Origin of the sequence: Flavobacterium gyeonganense (assembly GCF_029625295.1) — a bacterium.
GTDB classification, from domain to species: Bacteria; Bacteroidota; Bacteroidia; order Flavobacteriales; family Flavobacteriaceae; genus Flavobacterium; species Flavobacterium gyeonganense.
Map to the genome: position 1 here is coordinate 1902618 of NZ_CP121112.1, position 18360 is coordinate 1920977.

At 36.3% G+C, this 18360-nt stretch carries 9 protein-coding genes; 4 read left to right on the forward strand and 5 right to left on the reverse strand.

The genetic code is table 11. The features are described from left to right. Nucleotides 1-95: 95 nt before the first annotated feature. Both P5P89_RS08215 and P5P89_RS08220 read right to left on the reverse strand, forming a co-directional pair. Complete coding sequence (locus P5P89_RS08215; protein ID WP_278011495.1) at nucleotides 96-917, reverse strand: T9SS sorting signal type C domain-containing protein; 822 nt, start codon at nucleotides 915-917, stop codon at nucleotides 96-98. Nucleotides 918-1291: 374 nt separating this feature from the next. After that, nucleotides 1292-5380 (reverse strand): glycine-rich domain-containing protein, encoded by a 4089-nt coding sequence (locus tag P5P89_RS08220; RefSeq protein WP_278011496.1) that lies wholly within the window; start codon nucleotides 5378-5380, stop codon nucleotides 1292-1294. 300 nt (nucleotides 5381-5680) lie between these two features. On the opposite strand from P5P89_RS08220, the gene P5P89_RS08225 reads away from it, so the two are divergent. After that, a complete protein-coding gene (locus P5P89_RS08225; protein WP_278011497.1) occupies nucleotides 5681-6142 on the forward strand; it encodes a regulatory protein RecX in 462 nt (153 codons plus the stop codon). A 74-nt stretch (nucleotides 6143-6216) separates the two neighbouring features. Here P5P89_RS08225 and P5P89_RS08230 read toward each other — a convergent pair whose 3' ends face one another. Then, on the reverse strand, nucleotides 6217-12117 hold the full coding sequence (locus P5P89_RS08230; RefSeq protein WP_278011498.1) for a T9SS sorting signal type C domain-containing protein: 5901 nt from the start codon (nucleotides 12115-12117) through the stop codon (nucleotides 6217-6219). Between the two features lie 545 nt (nucleotides 12118-12662). Between P5P89_RS08230 and P5P89_RS08235 the strand changes: the two genes are divergently transcribed. Further along, nucleotides 12663-13700 carry an aldo/keto reductase gene (locus tag P5P89_RS08235; protein WP_278011499.1) on the forward strand — a complete coding sequence of 346 codons (1038 nt, stop codon included), beginning with the start codon at nucleotides 12663-12665 and terminating at the stop codon, nucleotides 13698-13700. A gap of 55 nt (nucleotides 13701-13755) precedes the next feature. On the opposite strand, the gene P5P89_RS08240 is transcribed toward P5P89_RS08235, so the two are convergent. Both P5P89_RS08240 and P5P89_RS08245 read right to left on the reverse strand, forming a co-directional pair. Beyond that, on the reverse strand, nucleotides 13756-14391 hold the full coding sequence (locus P5P89_RS08240) for a murein L,D-transpeptidase catalytic domain-containing protein (RefSeq protein WP_278011500.1): 636 nt from the start codon (nucleotides 14389-14391) through the stop codon (nucleotides 13756-13758). A 22-nt stretch (nucleotides 14392-14413) separates the two neighbouring features. After that, the gene (locus P5P89_RS08245; RefSeq protein WP_278011501.1) at nucleotides 14414-15574 is read right to left on the reverse strand and encodes a vWA domain-containing protein; all 1161 of its coding nucleotides are present in this window, start codon (nucleotides 15572-15574) and stop codon (nucleotides 14414-14416) included. A 307-nt stretch (nucleotides 15575-15881) separates the two neighbouring features. On the opposite strand from P5P89_RS08245, the gene P5P89_RS08250 reads away from it, so the two are divergent. Next, nucleotides 15882-17588, forward strand: a complete 1707-nt coding sequence (locus tag P5P89_RS08250) for a tetratricopeptide repeat-containing sensor histidine kinase (protein ID WP_278011502.1) — start codon at nucleotides 15882-15884, stop codon at nucleotides 17586-17588. Then, nucleotides 17585-18334, forward strand: coding sequence for a LytR/AlgR family response regulator transcription factor (locus P5P89_RS08255; RefSeq protein WP_278011503.1), 750 nt, complete (start codon nucleotides 17585-17587; stop codon nucleotides 18332-18334). The genes P5P89_RS08250 and P5P89_RS08255 overlap by 4 nt, the downstream gene beginning before the upstream one ends. The last annotated feature ends 26 nt before the right edge of the window (nucleotides 18335-18360 follow it).

The following is an 18360-nucleotide window of genomic DNA, read 5'->3' on the forward strand; positions in this document are numbered from 1 at the left end:
ATTTGATTTTAAATAAATGTGAATAATTTATAAACTGGATTTTACATAAAATCCGACAAAACAATTTGTCGGATTTTTTAAAGAGTAGTACTATATCATTTAAATAATGCTTTTTTTGTAATAGATTTTCCGTTTTCTAACACCACTTTTACTAATAAAATTTGTTGCGCAGAAGGTAAATCCTGAATTATTGACTGTTTATCCCGGATATTTTCCTGATTTAATAATTGCTGACCTGAAATATTATAAACAGAAATTTTATCTATATTTTCAAAAGTTGAGTTTACAGAAATTATTTGATTCTTAATGCCAATTGATACAACATCATTTACAGCTTCGAAATCATCTGTATTTAGGGTTTTATTAGTATATCTTAAAACAAACCTATTGTTAAACACCCCTGTAGCAGTAGTAAAAGTATAGGCATGTTGTCTTAAATCATTAATAGTATTTGTTAATTTATCTTCTAAATAAACAGCTTGATTTGTAAGCATTCCATCAACCTGATCTATTGAAATAGTAAATTCGCCTGCTATAATCGTACGATATCCTAAAGGCACAGTATCAGAATCATTAAAAGGCAAAGCACGTCCCTGAATCACGAGATTACGATTCGAATTGATGCTGTAAAAATCTATGTACAAATTTTTATCCAAAGTTATGCCGTCAAAATCACTGTCATATCCATTCGTCGCCCCTTCAATGTAACCAACTAATAATTGTTTAAAAGCTCCTCCGGTGTTTGTCATGTTTAGCCAAATACGGTGTTTTTCCAGCACACTGGGTTTTGATGTTTTCGATGGCTTTAAAAGTTGAATGTTTGTTTCCGAGATTGCACCATTCAATGCATTTGTTGTTGATTGTCCAAACGAGCATACACTCACTAGTATACCTACCGTAATAAAAATCCTTTTCATCTCAATTAAATTTTTTAAATGAATAATTCAGTTTTAACAAAAAAAAGGTTCAAAATGTCCTTTTTTCGCATTATCAAAGAGCTCAATTAAGATAACAATTTTTCATTCAATAATCGTTAAAGTGCAAAAAAAATCGATTAAATACATTTTACAAATTTATTTAACAAATTACAGTTAAATAGTTAATTGAAAATCAACATTATAAAAATTACAATTGAAAGTATAAAAGTTGAGAAAATGATTAACTTTAAAAAACAAACTAAAATCACTTATAAGCTTTTGTCAGTTTTTTTTCTTTTGTAAAACGTAAATAAACTTTTCTACTGTTTTTTGAATAATAAATAAAAGAATTCGTCACTATCATTAGGGTTTAGTTATTCCGAAAAAGTTATAATTTTTTTGGTTATTATATGGTTGTCTGCTAAAACGATTTTAAGTAATAAAATTTCATTTTTGAATTTGAGAGTACTGATTGCTACTTCGGATGCTAAAATTTCAAAATCACTATAAACTAATTTTCCTGTAATATCATAAACAAAAACCTTATTAATAGTTTTCTCTGTAGAATTAATTCTTAAGGTCTTCTTATCCAACCAGGCCAAAACATTATTTTCGTGTTCAAATTCGTCAGTGGATAATGTTGCATTAGCATACCTTAATACAAATCTATTGTTAAAAACACCTACACTGCTGTTAAAAACATAATCATTTTGAGTTAGATCAGTAATGGTATGAGTTAACTTATCTTCTAAATAAACAGGGTGACTACTAAGCATTCCATCAGCATTATTTACTGAAATTTTGAACTTTCCTGATATAACTGTACGATATCCTAAATTCACTATATCAGTATTATTAAAAGGGAGCGCTCGCCCCTGAATAGTAAGTTTACTGTTCTCGTTAATGCTATAAAAATCGATATATGCATTGCCATCAAAGGTGATTCCGTCAAAATCGTTGTCGTATCCATTACTTGCGCCTTCAATATATCCAATTAATAATTGTTTAAAAGCACCACCTTCATTAGTCATATTAAGCCATAAACGATGCTTTTCCAATGAACTTGATTTAGATGTTTTCGGAGGTTTAAAAAACTGATTATTATTTCCCTGAATCCTCATACCATTATTAAACATAACTGTTCCGTTTGCAGTAGCCAAAGCAAAGAAAGACTGCCCTGCAGCAATTTTTCCGGATGGCAAGGCCCCACCAGATGGTGCAGGCGCAGTCAAAGTTCCTCCAACACCATTATAAGTCGCATAATCACTTGAAGAATAAGCTTGTTGTGGACCTATCATTTTTAAAGGAGTATTATGAGTCCAGAAATAAACAGTCCCGCCTAAAATTGCACTGTTATTAGGATTGTCAAACAAAAAAGCATCAGCACTTATCGCGGAAGGATACGGATTGCCTATTAAATAAAATTTTCCGGCGTTGACTGATTGCCCGGTAATATTTCCGTTATTTGGAGTCCCGATAAACGCAACAGCCTGCGAATACGGAAAAGTAACAACTTCTCCATTTGGCCAGCTTCCTGCTTTTGGGGTTCTGATGATATAGCCAATTCCTTTAGCCATAACCGACGCACCATATTGTTCCTGATGCCATCCAGTTCCAGTATAAGAAAGATATTTATCCCAAAGTGTATTAGGAGATAATTCAAATAAAGTTTGTCCGGCAACGGGTGATGACCAATAAGTAAAATCGAAGTTCTTCATTGGAGTTGAAATTCTTTTGTAAATAATATTGCCAGAATTGACGGCAACAGCATTATTCTGCAACAAACTGGCGTTATTTTCAAAAGTTAGTGTCCCGCCACTATTAACAACTGCATTTTGAATCGTTAATGTATCATTACTATTCATTACAACTGTAACTCCGGAATTCACCAAACAGGAACAACCACTAATATTTCCTAATCCTCCTCCGGCTGAAGAATAATTTGAAGCAAAAACCAGATTTTGATTTATTGTTGGAGTACCATTCGACCAGCTGCTATTATAAGTATTAGTGACAAGACTATTTACTACAGCAGTAGTAGAAGCGTCAGAAATACAACTGCCGGTATATTCAACAGTAAACTGATAATTTCCCGGAAGAAGATTAGAAATTGGATATGATGTACCTGTACCCGTATAAGTTGTGGATGCGGGACCTGTCTGTTTTATTAACCAGGTAACCGAAGATGGCAATCCACTTAACGTTAAACTTCCAGTAGGTGTTATACATGTAGGTTCAGTAATAGTACCTGGTATAGGTGCAGATGGCTTCGGTACGATTGTAAGTTGGATTGCCTGGGTTGATGAACAATTGGCACTCTGGATAGTCATCGTACCCGTATACGTATTGGCAGCGACATTGGCAGGTATTGCAATTGTACTTAGATTTCCTCCTCCTGATGAAAATGAAAAGGCTGTTGTTCCCTGATTTACAAGTCCCGCTGTATTGGCAGCTGCACTCCAAACAATACTATAGCTCACAGGTGTATTGGTTGTGGCCGTGTAAGGCAAAGTGGCAGTTTGTGATCCCGTACTAAAACAAATAGGATTCACTGTTCCTGTTGTAGTAATTGTAGGCAAAGGGTTTACAGTTACCGTGGTAACAGCAGAAGTGGTCTGGTTGCATGTACCATTTTTAACAAGTGCTCTAAATTGAGTTGTCTGAGTCAATACTCCTGGCGAATGTGATGTAGTTGTATTAGAAATTGGTATCCAAGATGAAAAAGGAGCTACCGAATATTCCCAGCCTAAAATTGTACCTGTATGACCGGATAAATTCAGCTGACCGCTTGTACCTCCACTACAAATAGCAGCAGGTGTACTGATTGTTCCACCAACACTTGTGGCATTAATCGTAAGTTGGATTGCCTGAGTTGATGAACAATTGGCATTCTGGATAGTCATCGTACCCGTATAGGCCCCTGCAGTAACTCCTGCCGGTATTGCAATTGTACTTAGATTTCCTCCTCCTGATGAAAATGAAAAGGCTGTTGTTCCCTGATTTACAAGCCCCGCTGTATTGGCAGCTGCACTCCAAACAATACTATAGCTCACAGGTGTATTGGTTGTGGCCGTGTAGGGCAAAGTGGCAGTTTGTGAACTTGCACTAAAACAAATATTATCAAGTGTTCCTGTTGTAGCAATCGTAGGTAAAGGATTTACAGTTACCGTGGTAACAGCAGAAGTGGTCTGGTTGCATGTACCATTTTTAACAAGTGCTCTAAACTGGGTAGTCTGCGTTAATATTCCAGGTGAAAGAGCATCTGTAATGTTAGAAATTGGTGTCCACGAAGAAAAAGGATCTACTGAATATTCCCATCCGGTAATCGTTCCTGTATATCCTGACAAAGTTAATGAACCACTTGTACCTCCGCTACAAATTGCCGGAGGCGTATTTATTGTCCCCCCCACACTTGCAGAATAAACATTAATTGTTACGGCATTATTTGTATTTACACTATTTGTACAAGATTCTGAAGTAAGATTAGTTATAGTTATTGTACTTGAACCTGGTGTAGTTAATCCAACCGCCGTAAAGGTTCCTATTCCTGTTCCTCCAGTAACCGACATTGTAGCGGTTAATCCGTTTTGACCTGGATTACTACGATTATATGTTACGACATAATCTCCATTAGGCAAACCGGTTAATCTTACTAATGAAGTCGTTGCTATTGAAGTACAGACGTTATCTGCGGTAGTTGGTGCAGTAAATCCATAAGTTGGACAGGTGTAATTAATTTTTATTTGACCGTTTCCTCCATTTCCTCCTCTAAAATTAGAATTTAGTAATCCCAATGCGCCACCGCCGCCGCCGCCAGGTGAACTACCATTATTTCCATTACCACCTCCAACTAATGTCATTCCACTAGCTCCAGCGCCGCCGCCTGTAACGGCTGCTCCTCCATTTGCATCCAAAAGATTGGTAGAAGCATTATTCCCATTAGCAGCTGTTCCTGCGCTACCGCCACCTCCCCCTGAAGATAATACGGTTACTAAAATTGTTCTTGCCAATGCTCCTGCACCACCCGAATAATAGGTTCCTGTTCCTGTTGAAGCTAATGCTCTGGCTCCACCGGCTCCATTAGCCGTATTTCCATGTTTACCTCCGGATCCTCCATTTGCGGTTACTGTAGAAAAATTAGTCGATTCACCATCTTGCCCGTCAGCTCCATTCACACCAGCTCCTCCGGCACCAACCTTATAACTTAACGATGCTGCAGGAGTTACTGCAAATGTAGATACTTTACTATATGCACCACCACCACCACCTCCTCCTCCAAAAAGAGAAACAAGATTATAAACTCCACCGCCGGCACCGCCGGCACCCCAACATTCAACATTTAATGTAGTCACACCCGCAGGAATCTTAAAAGCACCATTCCCTGGCGTTGTATATGTGTGAGGTGGCTGAGCCCAAATAATAGAATAAACAAAAAACAGTAGAAAAAGTAGTTTTAGTCTCATAACAACAGAGTTTTAAGATTAAAAAAATCAATTAATTCTTCTAAATATTTATGAGTGGTATTTGAAAAAGCCAATACTGTCAGAACTGTGGGGTTTGTCTGGAACAGCTACTTTTCCTCAAAAAAAATATACTTACTAAACAACTGAATTTAAGTTGCTTATAATGGGGTATTTCAAAAGTATAAAAAAAATAATTCCAATATGTTAAATTTTCTTACTTTTTCACATTCATTAAAGCTTTTCCACAATTATATTAAATAAGTTACTTTTGTTTTTAATTAATCTTTTTCATTTTTAAGTATGACCATCAAAGAAGCATTACAAAAACTAGAACATTTTTGTGCCTATCAGGACCGTTGCCATGATGAAGTCGTAACTAAACTATATTCTTTAAAAATGTCTCCGGATGAAATCGACATTATTATTGTCAAACTAATTGAAGATAATTTTTTAAATGAAACACGCTTTGCCTGCAGTTTTGCACGCGGTAAGCACCGTATTAAAAACTGGGGAAAAATTAGAATAGTAAATGAACTTAAAACCAGACACATCTCTTCAGCCAATATTAATTTTGCTTTAAAAGAAATTTCAGCTGAGGAATACGCAGCAACATTTGATCAGCTTTCTCAAAGATGCTGGGAAAGCTTAACAGAACGAAATGCCTTAAAAAAACGAAAGAAATTTTGCGATTATTTACTTCGAAGAGGTTATGAAAGCAATTTAGTTTATGATAAGGTAAAAGAACTTGAACTGCTGAGTTGAGTCAATTATTAATCTACTAATAAAAAAATCCGATAACTTACGTTATCGGATTTTTTGTTTTATGGTTTGTAGTTTTATTTAAAGATCACTTTTTTAGTCGTCTGGTAGCCATTCTCCAGCACTACTTTTACCAGTAAAACCTGTTGCGCAAAGGGCTGGTTCTGAAGAACCAATTCAAGATTGCTTACCTTATCTTTACTATACAATTGCTTGCCCGTAATATCATAAATAAATACCTTGTCAATATTTTCTGTTGTCGAATTTACTGTAATGGTTTTGTTTTGGGCAACAACCCAAACAGCATCATCAACCGTTTCAAAATCTCCCGTTCCTAATGTTGTGTTCTTGTAACGCAGTACAAATCGATTGTTGAATGCACCTGCCTTGGTCGTAAAAGTATAGTTTTTCGCCGTCAATTCGTTTATTGTTCCGGTCTGCTTGTCTTCAAGGTAAACTCTCTGGCTTGAAAGGCTGCCATCTGCCTGATCGATTGCAATGGTAAAATCTCCCGCTATTGTCGAACGATAGCCCAAAGGAACAACATCTGAATCACTGAATGGCAAGGCACGTCCCTGGATCGTCAGCCTGGAAGTTTCATTGACACTGTAAAAATCAATATAACTGTTGCCGTCATAAGTCATTCCGTCAAAATTTGTATCATAACCATTTGTCGCACCGTCAACATATCCAATCAGCGTTTGTTTGAATGCACCTCCCGTATTGCTCAGATTAAGCCAAAGGCGGTGTTTCTCAATCGCTGCGGATTTAGATGTTTTGCCCGGTTTGAAAAATTGGGAATTATTCGTGCCTCCATAACGCATCGAGTTATTGAACTCCACATAGCCTGAACCATCTTCAGCCATCGTAAAAAATGATTGCCCTGCTGCTATATAGCCGGTCGGTTTTCTGCCTGTATCCAATGAAGGGTTATCATTATACCCTGGATCACTTACAGCTGAAGTAGCAACTCCTCCTGTCAGGTTGTAGCTAGCATAGTCATCTGAAACATAAGCAAGCTTAGAATTGACAACCTTAATAGCGGTATTGTGGGTCCAGAAATAGATGGTCCCCCCTAAAATATTTCTATTGTTTACATTGCTGAACAAGAAATCATCTGCATGTATGGCCGATGGATAAGGATTCCCGATCAGGTAGTATTTCCCTTTATCCATATGCTGGCTGCTGGTGATGTTCCCGTTGTTTGGCTTGCCTATAAACTGCACTGGCTGTACATAGCTGGCTGCATTAGGATCCGGCCACGCAAAAGGCTTTGGCACCCTGATGATATAACCGATTCCTGGCTGCATAACATTGGTTGATGTCTCGATTTTCCAGCCACTTCCACTATAAGACTGGTATTTGTCCCAAAGCGTATTAGGCGATAAATTGTATAACGTCTGACCTTCTACAGGCGATGACCAATACGTAAAATCGAAATTCTTCATCGGCTGGGAATTTCGCTTGTAGATGATAGGACCAACATTAGTATTTACAGTCGTATTAACATCTTGTAACAAGCTGGCATTGTTTTCAAATGTCAAAGTACCTCCGTTAACTGTTACCTCATTTTTAATAGTTAATGTTCTTCCTGAATTTACAATTACATTGCCCGAATTTACTGTACAGCTACAACCCGATATATCACTTGTTACAGTGTAATTACCCTCAAAAACGATTTTATCTCCTGCAGTTGGCAATGTAGCATCTCCTGTTTTTGACCATTTTGTACCATCCCAAATGTTGGCTACCTGAGTCATATTCAAAATTGCAGAAGCATCAGAAGTACAATTTCCTTCTTTAACTGTAAAAGTATAAGTACCTGCTGGCAATCCAACAACAGTATAACTAGTAGTGTTAGCAACAGTATTGGTATAGGTAGCGGTTGTTGTTCCTGTTTGATTAATTGTCCAGTTTCCAGATGGCAAACCAGTTAAAACAACACTACCCGTTGCAACTGAACAAGTTGGATAAGTTGTTGTACCTAAAGTTGGCGCATTAAAGGCGTCTATATTAATTCTGGATTCTATAGAAGTCTTTGTACAAATACCGCTTTTCAATATAACCTGATACGTTCTAAATGCACCCGGAAATGCTGTTGGTGTATAAGATATTTGGCCTGCAGTTCCTGGAATATCATTCCAGGTCGCATTATTTAAGTCGTCACTGTATTGCCACATTAAAACCAATGAAGAATCCGGATAAGGTGCATTTCCTGCATCATTTCGCAAGGTTAAAGTTGGCAAAGGGCTTCCTTTACAAATATGCGCACCGCCATTTACCCTTCCTCTGTCAATGACAGTTACATTTGTAGCATAAGTTGCTGCTGAAGCACCATTACAACCATTGGAATTATTATAATTAACGGTAACAGTTTTAGAACCCGCAGTTAACCATTCAATCACAATATCATAATTTGTACTTGTACCTCTTGCAATAAGTCTGTAATCTGTATTCAGAACTCCTGAGACAGTCCAAATATAATTAGATTGTCCACTCTGGGTCGTATAAGTCATATGTTCTCCTGCACATGTTTGCACCTGTGGAGCGGTTGTGAATGTTGGCGTTGGACTTGGGTTTACTGTTACAGTTGCAGAACCAGACAAACTAGTAAGACAACCTGTTACTGACTGATAAACAGCACTAACCAAATTATAAACAAATGTTCCTGGGTTTCCTGTTGGAACACTAACTGTTGCTGTAGTATTTGCACCTACACTTATTGTTGAATTTGAGCCTCCGTTAATATTATAAGTAACTGTTATAGGACTATTCTCAGAATTCGAGAAAGTAATAATAGGTGAAGCTGCGTTTTTACACACATTTGTTGTCCCACTTATTACAGCCGTAGGAACATCCAGTGTTTTTATTTGAATATAATTAGAACTTACACTTGTAGAGCAACTGTTATATGCTCTCAATCGATAAAAATAAGTTGTTTTTTTGGTTAATCCTGTAACATTATAAGAACTTACAAGCCCAATATCTAAACCATTATAATCAGGAAGAATACTTGAAAAATTATTCACTGTAGATACATCTAAATAATATCCTGTTACATTAGTGGCTGCATTCCAATTTGCTAAAAAACTAGAACAAGTCGCATCTGTTGCAGCAATAGCGGTTGGAGTACCCGGAAGAGGATTTACTGTTATCGCTACAACATTACTATCTGTCCTGCCACAACCATTAGTGGCATAGTATCTAATGTTCTTGCCATTATCGGCATAAGCTACTGTATAAGGAAGCGATAAAGCGGTATAGGTACTGCCGCCTGAAGTTGTCGAAATCTCCCAACCTGAAGCCGTAACTGCCGAACCATTGTTCGTAACCGCGGGTGCAGAAGGATTCAATGAACCTCCTGGGCATAATGCTGATGGTGAAGAAATTGATGCAACTGTAGGGACATTATTTACTATTATCGCTACAACATTACTATTTGTTCTGCCACAACCATTAGTGGCATAGTATCTAATGTTCTTGCCATTATCGGCATAAGCTACTGTATAAGGAAGCGATAAAGCGGTATAGGTGCTGCCGCCTGAAGTTGTCGAAATCTCCCAACCTGAAGCCGTAACTGCCGAACCATTGTTCGTAACCGCGGGTGCAGAAGGATTCAATGAACCTCCTGGGCATAATGCTGATGGTGAAGAAATTGATGCAACTGTAGGGACATTATTTACTATTATCGCTACAACATTACTATTTGTTCTGCCACAACCATTAGTGGCATAGTATCTAATGTTCTTGCCATTATCGGCATAAGCTACTGTATAAGGAAGCGATAAAGCGGTATAGGTGCTGCCGCCTGAAGTTGTCGAAATCTCCCAACCTGAAGCCGTAACTGCCGAACCATTGTTCGTAACCGCTGGTACTGAAGGATTCAATGAACCTCCTGGGCACAATGCTGATGGTGAAGAAATTGCAGTTATTGTAGGAGCTGTATTTGGAGTAATATTTCCTGTAGTTGAAGCAGAACTGGTACCACAAGCATTAGTTGCCGTTACTGAAACCGTTCCTACTCCAGAACCAATTGTAATGGTTGCAGATGCAGTTGTACCTCCAGCTGTTACTGCCCAGCCAGTTCCTGTTACAGACCAAGTGTAAGATGTAGCTCCCGGTACTGAAGTTATACTAAAAGTATTTCCTGTTGTACTTGCACATTTATTGGTTGGCTGGTTAATTGTTCCTGGTGTTGGTGGTACTGCTGTAACTGTTATAGTCCCCGTAGCATTCCTTGTGCCTCCACAACTACCACCCGTCAATGGAATAGTGTAATTAAAAGTTCCTGAAACAGTAGGAGTACCACTAATAGTCAATGTATTGCCTGATAAAGATGGGGATACTCCAGATGGTAAACCGGTCACAGTTCCAATACCTGTAAAGCCAATTACAGTATGTGTTATTGGGGTTAATGCTGTATTAATACAAACCGTTGGAGTTGATGAAGCCGCTGAAATAGAATTATTAACAGTTATCAATACTGGTGTCGAGTTAGACATACACCAGGAACCAAATTGATTTTGTACAACAGCTCTAAAATAAGTACTTGTAGTTAAAACACCAATTTTAGCAATAGACAAAACATTTGTTGTTTCAGAAATATCAGATACATTAGAAGTAAATCCTATATCACTTGCTTTTTGCCATTTTACTATTGCCGTGTTTGTAGTTGTATATCCACTTAATGTAAGATTGGATGTTGGAGAATTTCCTGCACAAATAGTTTGCGCCGGAGAAACCGAACCTCCAACAGGAGCTGTTGTTTGAAAACTTACAGTGTTAGAATTTGCTGTTGTTGTACAGTTGTTGTATGCTCTAACTCTATAATATAGAACACCTGCCGGAAGATTATATGCTGGACTACTACCATTATTTCCTGAAACAAAGTAATTATTGTATCCTGCTACAAAATTTGTAAACCCGCTATCTGTAGCGATATCTAAATAATATCCCGTTGCATTAGATACAGTATTCCATCTAGGCTCAGCATAATCACATTGTAAGTTACCACTTATAGAAGTTGCGACAGGAGCAGACGTAATTATTGGATTAATCGTAATCCACACTTCATTTCCTCCACCGGCACTACCACAGGCGTTTGTTGTAGTAACTTTAAGATTACCTGAAGTGGCAGTCGAACTAAAAGAGATACTTGCAGATAGCCCATTAGCAGCTGGAGTAATAGTTGCGCCAGATCCTCCATAAGACCATGTATAAGAAGATGCACCGGCAACTGCGGTTGCAGTATAGTTAGCTATTGTAGCTTGACATAGTGTTGTTGATCCTGACACAACTGCGTTGGAAGATGGTCCATTAGCGACATATACATTTCGGGTAGCTGATGCACCTGATCGGGTATAAGTTATTGTTGCAGTACCCGCTCCAGCAGCTGTGACTAACCCTGTCGAAGAATTTACACTAGCAATTGAAGTGTTGCTGCTAGACCACGTGCCCCCTGATGATGTAGAACTAAAAGTTGTGGTGGTGGTACCATAAGTACAGATATACTGATTACCTGACAAAATACCTGCCTGATTTATACCTCCATTTGCAATAACATCTGTAAAAGATGGTATACTTCCACTGCCGTTACAATTGGCCACAACAGCACCACCAATATAAATTCTGTCAGAAGCACTACAACTACCACCACTATTAATATTTGAGCCACTTTGAAATATAACAGAAGAACCCGAAGCTAATTTTAAATCATAGTTACCTCCTGAAAAATCTAAAGTAGCATTATTTCTAACAATAAACTGAATCGCCCCTAAACATGTAAGATCTAAATCGGCATTCATGTTCAAACTCATAGCATTTGTGCCATTACCAATATATAAAATCCCACCGCATGCAGATACAGGCGCAGTGCCACAAGCAAGAGCAGATGCATTGGTTGTTGTGGTGATGGAACATTGTGCATTTACACTAGTGTAAAAGACAGCAAAAAGCAGAATAAGTAAAATTTTCTTCATAAAAAAAATTTTTAAATTCTTATAAAAAGAATAGTTTTTAATAGCTAAATTTTGTTGATTATTTCTTCTAATATTACTCCTGGTTTCAGGTGCATAAAAATTGAATTCAATTAAAATTTATATTTTCTTATACCTACGTAAAAACCCGTAAGAAGGTTTGATTTTTGTAATCTATTTTAACTTAGATTATGAAACAAAATTAGCTTGTAAAATCAGGATTTTTATGGATTTTCTGACCTTTTAGATGAAAGACATTATTAGTCGATGAGCGACCTGTTTTGAATAAAAAAAAGTAAGAATCAGAAGTATTTACTTACAGTAAAAATGAGGTGATTTGTTATTTAAAATAAGTTTATTACTACATATAAAAACATAAAACATCTGATTTTCAACATTCCATGTTTTTTCATAACTAAAAAGGATCTAAAAGTTAAATTTCTTTTAGCCAATCGAAACATAGAAAACTTTAAGTCCTTTTTAACTTTAGGCTTTTTCATTTAAAAAATACGGTTGTATCTTTGAGAAGTTATACAATACCACAAATTATGAAATACACTATTCTCCCTAATACAGCTATATCAGTAAGCAAAATCTGCCTGGGTACAATGACCTTTGGGGAACAAAACACAGAAATTGAAGGACATCAGCAAATGGATTATGCATTTGAAAATGGTGTCAATTTTTTTGATACAGCCGAAATGTATTCGGTCCCGGCACGTGAAGAAACTTATGGAAGTACCGAGAAAATAGTGGGTAGCTGGTTCAAAAATACCGGTAACCGTGATAAAATAATCCTGGCCTCAAAAATCGCAGGACCAAATCCAAATTTTGGCTACATGCGTGAGAAATTGGATTTCTCTCCGGCAAGTGTCAAGTATGCTTTGGAAAACAGCTTAAAACGCCTGCAGACAGATTATATAGACTTATATCAACTGCATTGGCCGGAACGCAAAACTAATTGTTTTGGTCAACGGGGATTTAAAGTTCAGGATGAAGCCTGGGAAGATAATTTCAGGGAAGTTCTGGAAACTTTTGATGTTTTGATTAAAGAAGGTAAAATAAAACATATTGGTGTTTCAAACGAAAATGCCTGGGGAATGATGCGTTTTCTGGAGGAAAGCAAATACCAAAACTTACCAAGAATCAAAACGATTCAAAATCCATATAATTTATTAAACCGTCTTTTCGAAGTCGGTTCTGCCGAAGTTTCTGTGCATGAAAATGTTGGATTGTTAGCCTATTCGCCATTAGCTTTTGGCGTTTTATCGGGTAAGTTTTTAACAGGAGAATCGCACCCAAATGCCAGAATCAATCTTTTTCCGCAATACAAACGTTACAACAGCGAAGAAAGCACTCGGGCAACTCGTTTATATCAGGAAATAGCTCATAAACACGGATTGACTTTGACTGAACTGGCTTTAGCTTTTGTATTACAGCAACCTTTTTTAACAAGTGCAATTATTGGTGCTACAACATTAAATCAGTTAAAAGAAAATATTGCAACTGTTGATGTAACCCTTTCAAAAGAGATTTTAGCTGAGATTGAAGAAGTTCAGGCTATTATTCCGGATCCTGCTCCTTAAATACGAATCATTAAATACAAAATCCCGAAAACCTTGCAGTTATCGGGATTTATTTTTAGGGTTCATTTAATAATACATAACCAAAATGATTTTCTTTTTTTGAATTATCAATGAGCTTTTCGATAACTCCAAAAAACTTTTCATTTACCATTGGGCAGCCAAGACTGTTGCAGATAGGATAAGGCTGTTCTTCAAAAGGGACATCGTAATATTTATGAAGGACTATATTTCGGTCAAAAGCATTACTGTTTGTTTTTTCTAAACCATATAATTTATACGATTTACCAAATTTTCCGGTGTAAGAACCGCCAATTGCATATTTTCCTATAGAACTGCAATTGGAATTTTTTACGTTGCTAAACTTTAGTTTACCAACAATACCCGTTTCTGATCCTGAACCATGTCCTACCAGCCCTTTATCGAGTAATTTATCATGTTTTAAATCGTAAATAAAAAACCGGTTTTTTCCTGATTCTATCTTCATGTCTAAAAAGAAAGCGACATCTGAATTATATTTCAGAGATTCCCCCAAAAATCTCTTTACAACAGCTGCCTCCTTTTTTAGATTCTCTTCATAAGAATAAACCGGTTTTACATTTATAGTTTTCAAATCCTTCTCCTTGTCATTTCTGCATGCAAAACCCGCGCCAAAAATTCCAATTAAAAGCAAGATTAAAATATTCTTTCTCATATTACACAGATTGGATACTTTGCTATTTTTCAACCTTATAACCTTTCACTTGTGCAAAACCCAGTATTGAAGTATTAATAGCATTACCTAAATCATCTTGCTTTTTACTTTTCTTAGACTCGGCATCAATATATTCCTGACGCTTTTTGGCTAAGACCGTAATTTCTTTTTGGATAGTTTCTCTTTCCTTTGATTTTTGAGCCACAAAAGTTTTTATCTCTTCTGCCGATTTGTTTTGAAGCTCAACAGGTAATTCTTCTTTCCTGATTTTCGAAATAGCCGTTGCATCATCTTTTACTTTGTCAACCAGATCCCAGCTTTCGTTTTTATAAATGGCTTTTGATTTACTCACAGCGCGTTCTGTATAATTGGATGCCGAAACTTTTTTTGCGTTTTGGTCCTGCATATTTTGATTCATTTTTCTCTCATATCCTTTTGAACCGTAATTGATATAGGTTTTGTTTATTTTTTCATCACATTTTGAAATTTCATCATCATACGGAGTAGCGATATATTGTACAGCCTGATTTGAATCAATATTAAAATATTTCCCTTTTCCGTAATCGGCACCATCTTTCCAGAGAATATTTATACCTTCGGTTTTATTGCCGCAAAAAATAGTGTTAACGTAAATATCATTCTTCAAAGCGTCACTAATCGCTTCCTTATAATTGATCCCGCCCTGATTAAAATCTTCATTTCCGGCAATATAAATGAGTTTCATATTACTCTTTTCTCTCGCCCACTTTAATTGTTTGGTGGCATCCTGTATTACTGCTCCGCAATATTCATTACCGCCATTGGTTCTTAAAGCAAACAGCTTTTCAGAAATCAAATCCAAATCTGTCGAAAGCGGTGTTACTTGTCGGATGTAATTGGATTGCTTCGATAATCCGTCATTTCCATATTCATACAAAGCAATTTCGATATCCGGCGTTTTCCCTTCGTATTTTAATGTTGTTAATGTATTAACGATGTTCCAAAGCCTTGATTTCGCCTGATCGATTAATCCGTCCATACTGCTGGAAGTATCCAATAAAAGAGCAACTTGTATTTTTGCATTTTCTGTTGCAGCGGGTCTTTCAATTCTAATATGTTTTTTTGGATTTACATTGGATGAATTGCAGCTTACAAAACTGATTACAGTTGCCAAAATTGCTGAGATAAAAAAGTTCGATTTCATGGTTTTCTGATTTTAAAGGTTCGATTACAGATCAAACTTAAAAACTTAAAATCCCCGTTTTTTGAAGAAATGGTGAAAATGTGTTTTGACTTGGTGAAACAAGTTGTAAACGGAACATAAAATACTTTACTTTACATTTGTTATTTTTCAACGTTCGAAATTGCCGGAACTCAAGTAACATAATTGTAATAATATGAGGCGTTTATTAACCATCACTGTTTTTTCGTTATTTATATTGTTGTTGCTACCTTTTAAAATAGCAGCACAGGATACTGTTTCAAAAAAGAAAGCGGTCCGTGTATCGAAAATGAGCAAAGCGGTAAAAAACTTAGAGAAGTCCCTGGATATAAACGATGAAGGACAAATTGCCAAAAATTATGAAACGCTGGCAAATGAATTTCTAAATAAAGGGAATAATGTAAAGGCAGAGGAATATTATAAAAAAGCATTGACAAGTTATACAAAACTTAAGCTTACAGAGGATAAAACGCGTGTTACCAGAAGTCTTGCAAAAGTTCAGGAAAACCAAAAAAACTTTGATTTAGCAATTAAAAATTATGAAACTGCAGGTTCATTGGCAAAAGATGCTTCTGAAGAAAAAATCAATATAAATGATGCCAATCGTTTACGTAATAGTGCAAATCCGGCCAGTCAGACCAATTATGTCGATTCGAATATTGAATTGCTGAAAAAAGAAAATAAAAGCAAGGAAGTTACGGAAGCTTATGTCCAGAAAGCGCAGAATTCATTAGACCTAAAAGACAAAAAGGTTGCCATAGAAAGCTATAAAAAAGCCCTTGCGTATGCCAAAGACAAACCTGAAGCTGTAATTAAAATCAAAAACGAAATTGCCAAAGTTTACGCTTCAGATAATCAGTTTGAAAAAGCAATCGGCATCCACGAAAAGCTTTTGGCGGAAGCAGTAACAAAACAGGATTTTAATACCCAGATAAAACAATTACAATCGCTGGCTTCTCTTTATTTTAAGAAAGAAGAGCCCCAAAAAGCACTTACCTCCCTGAAAGAAGCTTATGATTTAGCTTCACGCAAAGGGAATTCGGCGGAAGCAAAAAAGACATTATCCGAATTAGTGCAATATTATAAAGCTGAAGGAAATGAAAAAGAAAGTATGGCGCTTTATGAAGGGTTTCTTAAAAACTTCGATCAGTTAATTCAGTCTGACACAACCTTAATTAATACTAAAAAATTCCAGATTACGGAAGGTAAAATTCGGCAGTTAGAAAAAGAAAAATCCCTTAAAGATGAATTAATTACCAAAAAAAATGCCTTCAATTATTTTTTAATTGGATCTGTTATTTTGCTTTTAGTCCTGTTTCTTTTTATTGTAAAATCACTCTATTCTATCAAAACAAAAAACAAAGAAATCGCTTTACAGTCTTTACGCCGGGAAATGAATCCGCATTTTATTTTCAATAGTTTAAATAGTGTGAATCAGTTTATTTCTGAAAATAAGGAACTAGAAGCAAATAAATACCTTACTTCCTACTCTACTTTGATGCGTGATATGATGGAAAACTCGAATAACGATTTCATTATTTTGGATAAAGAAGTAGAACGGTTACAAAAATACCTGGATCTCGAACATTTGCGTTTTCAGGATAAATTTGATTTTGAAATTACGGTGGATAAAAATCTGGATGCCGAAACTATTTTTGTACCCAATATGATAATTCAGCCGCATCTCGAAAATGCGATTTGGCATGGCTTGCGTTATCTGGACAAAAAGGGATTTTTACATCTCAAATTTCAATTGAATAACGGAAAAGTAAAAGTAAGTATTGAAGACAACGGAATTGGTTTAACCAGAAGCCGGGAACTCAAAACAAGCAATCAGAAAGTGCATGAATCACGAGGCCTGAACAATACAAAAGAACGAATCAGCCTGTTAAATGAATTGTATAAAAAGAACATTTCTTTTGCAATCAAAGAAAAAGAATTACCGGAGTCCGGAACTGTAGTTGAAATCATTTTTCCATTAATCGATACGATATGATGACTTTTCAAAAAATAAAAAGCGTAATTGTAGAAGATGAACTCGCAGCGCGCGAAGTGCTCAAAAATTATCTGAGCAAATATTGTCCGCAGGTAGAAGTGGTTGGAGAAGCACAGAATATAAAGGAAGCGGTTCCGTTGTTACATGAAATTCGGCCACAATTGGTTTTTCTGGATGTCGAAATGCCTTTCGGAAATGCTTTTGATGTTCTGGAAGCCTGTAAAGATTTGCAATTCGAAACCATATTTGTAACAGCTTTTTCTGAATATTCTTTAAAAGCTTTAAATCAAAGTGCCGCTTATTATTTACTAAAGCCTATTTCTATCGAAGAATTGATTGTAGCAGTAAACAAAGTTCATCATCAAATTATGAATCATGAAATCTTTAACCGGAATAAAATTATTGTCGAGAATTTCCACGAATCTAAACCTGAAAAACAACAGGTTATTCTGCCCACTCTGGAAGGATTTGAAGTCGTAAAAATGGAAGAAATCGTTCGCCTGCGTGGAAACGGGAATTTCACTGATTTGTATTTGAATAACGGAAACAAAAAAATGGTCTGCCGGTTTTTAAAACACTTTTCAGAAATTTTGCCTTTGCCTTTTATACGCGTTCACAAATCGCATATCATCAATATGAATTATGTAAAATCGTATAATAAAGGCGGTATTATTACCCTTAACGACGGTTCTGAAATTGAAGTCTCGCCAACTTATAAAGATGATTTTTTGAAGAATTTTAAGTAATTTTTGAAGCAAAACACAAAGTTTTA

Excerpts from the sequence above, each read along its gene's own strand:
- P5P89_RS08245 (WP_278011501.1), bottom strand. The coding sequence starts at position 15,574 with ATGAAATCGAACTTTTTTATCTCAGCAATTTTGGCAACTGTAATCAGT.
- P5P89_RS08230 (WP_278011498.1), bottom strand. The coding sequence starts at position 12,117 with ATGAAGAAAATTTTACTTATTCTGCTTTTTGCTGTCTTTTACACTAGT.
- P5P89_RS08250 (WP_278011502.1), top strand. The coding sequence starts at position 15,882 with ATGAGCAAAGCGGTAAAAAACTTAGAGAAGTCCCTGGATATAAACGAT.
- P5P89_RS08215 (WP_278011495.1), bottom strand. The coding sequence starts at position 917 with ATGAAAAGGATTTTTATTACGGTAGGTATACTAGTGAGTGTATGCTCG.
- P5P89_RS08235 (WP_278011499.1), top strand. The coding sequence starts at position 12,663 with ATGAAATACACTATTCTCCCTAATACAGCTATATCAGTAAGCAAAATC.
- P5P89_RS08255 (WP_278011503.1), top strand. The coding sequence starts at position 17,585 with ATGATGACTTTTCAAAAAATAAAAAGCGTAATTGTAGAAGATGAACTC.
- P5P89_RS08225 (WP_278011497.1), top strand. The coding sequence starts at position 5,681 with ATGACCATCAAAGAAGCATTACAAAAACTAGAACATTTTTGTGCCTAT.
- P5P89_RS08240 (WP_278011500.1), bottom strand. The coding sequence starts at position 14,391 with ATGAGAAAGAATATTTTAATCTTGCTTTTAATTGGAATTTTTGGCGCG.
- P5P89_RS08220 (WP_278011496.1), bottom strand. The coding sequence starts at position 5,380 with ATGAGACTAAAACTACTTTTTCTACTGTTTTTTGTTTATTCTATTATT.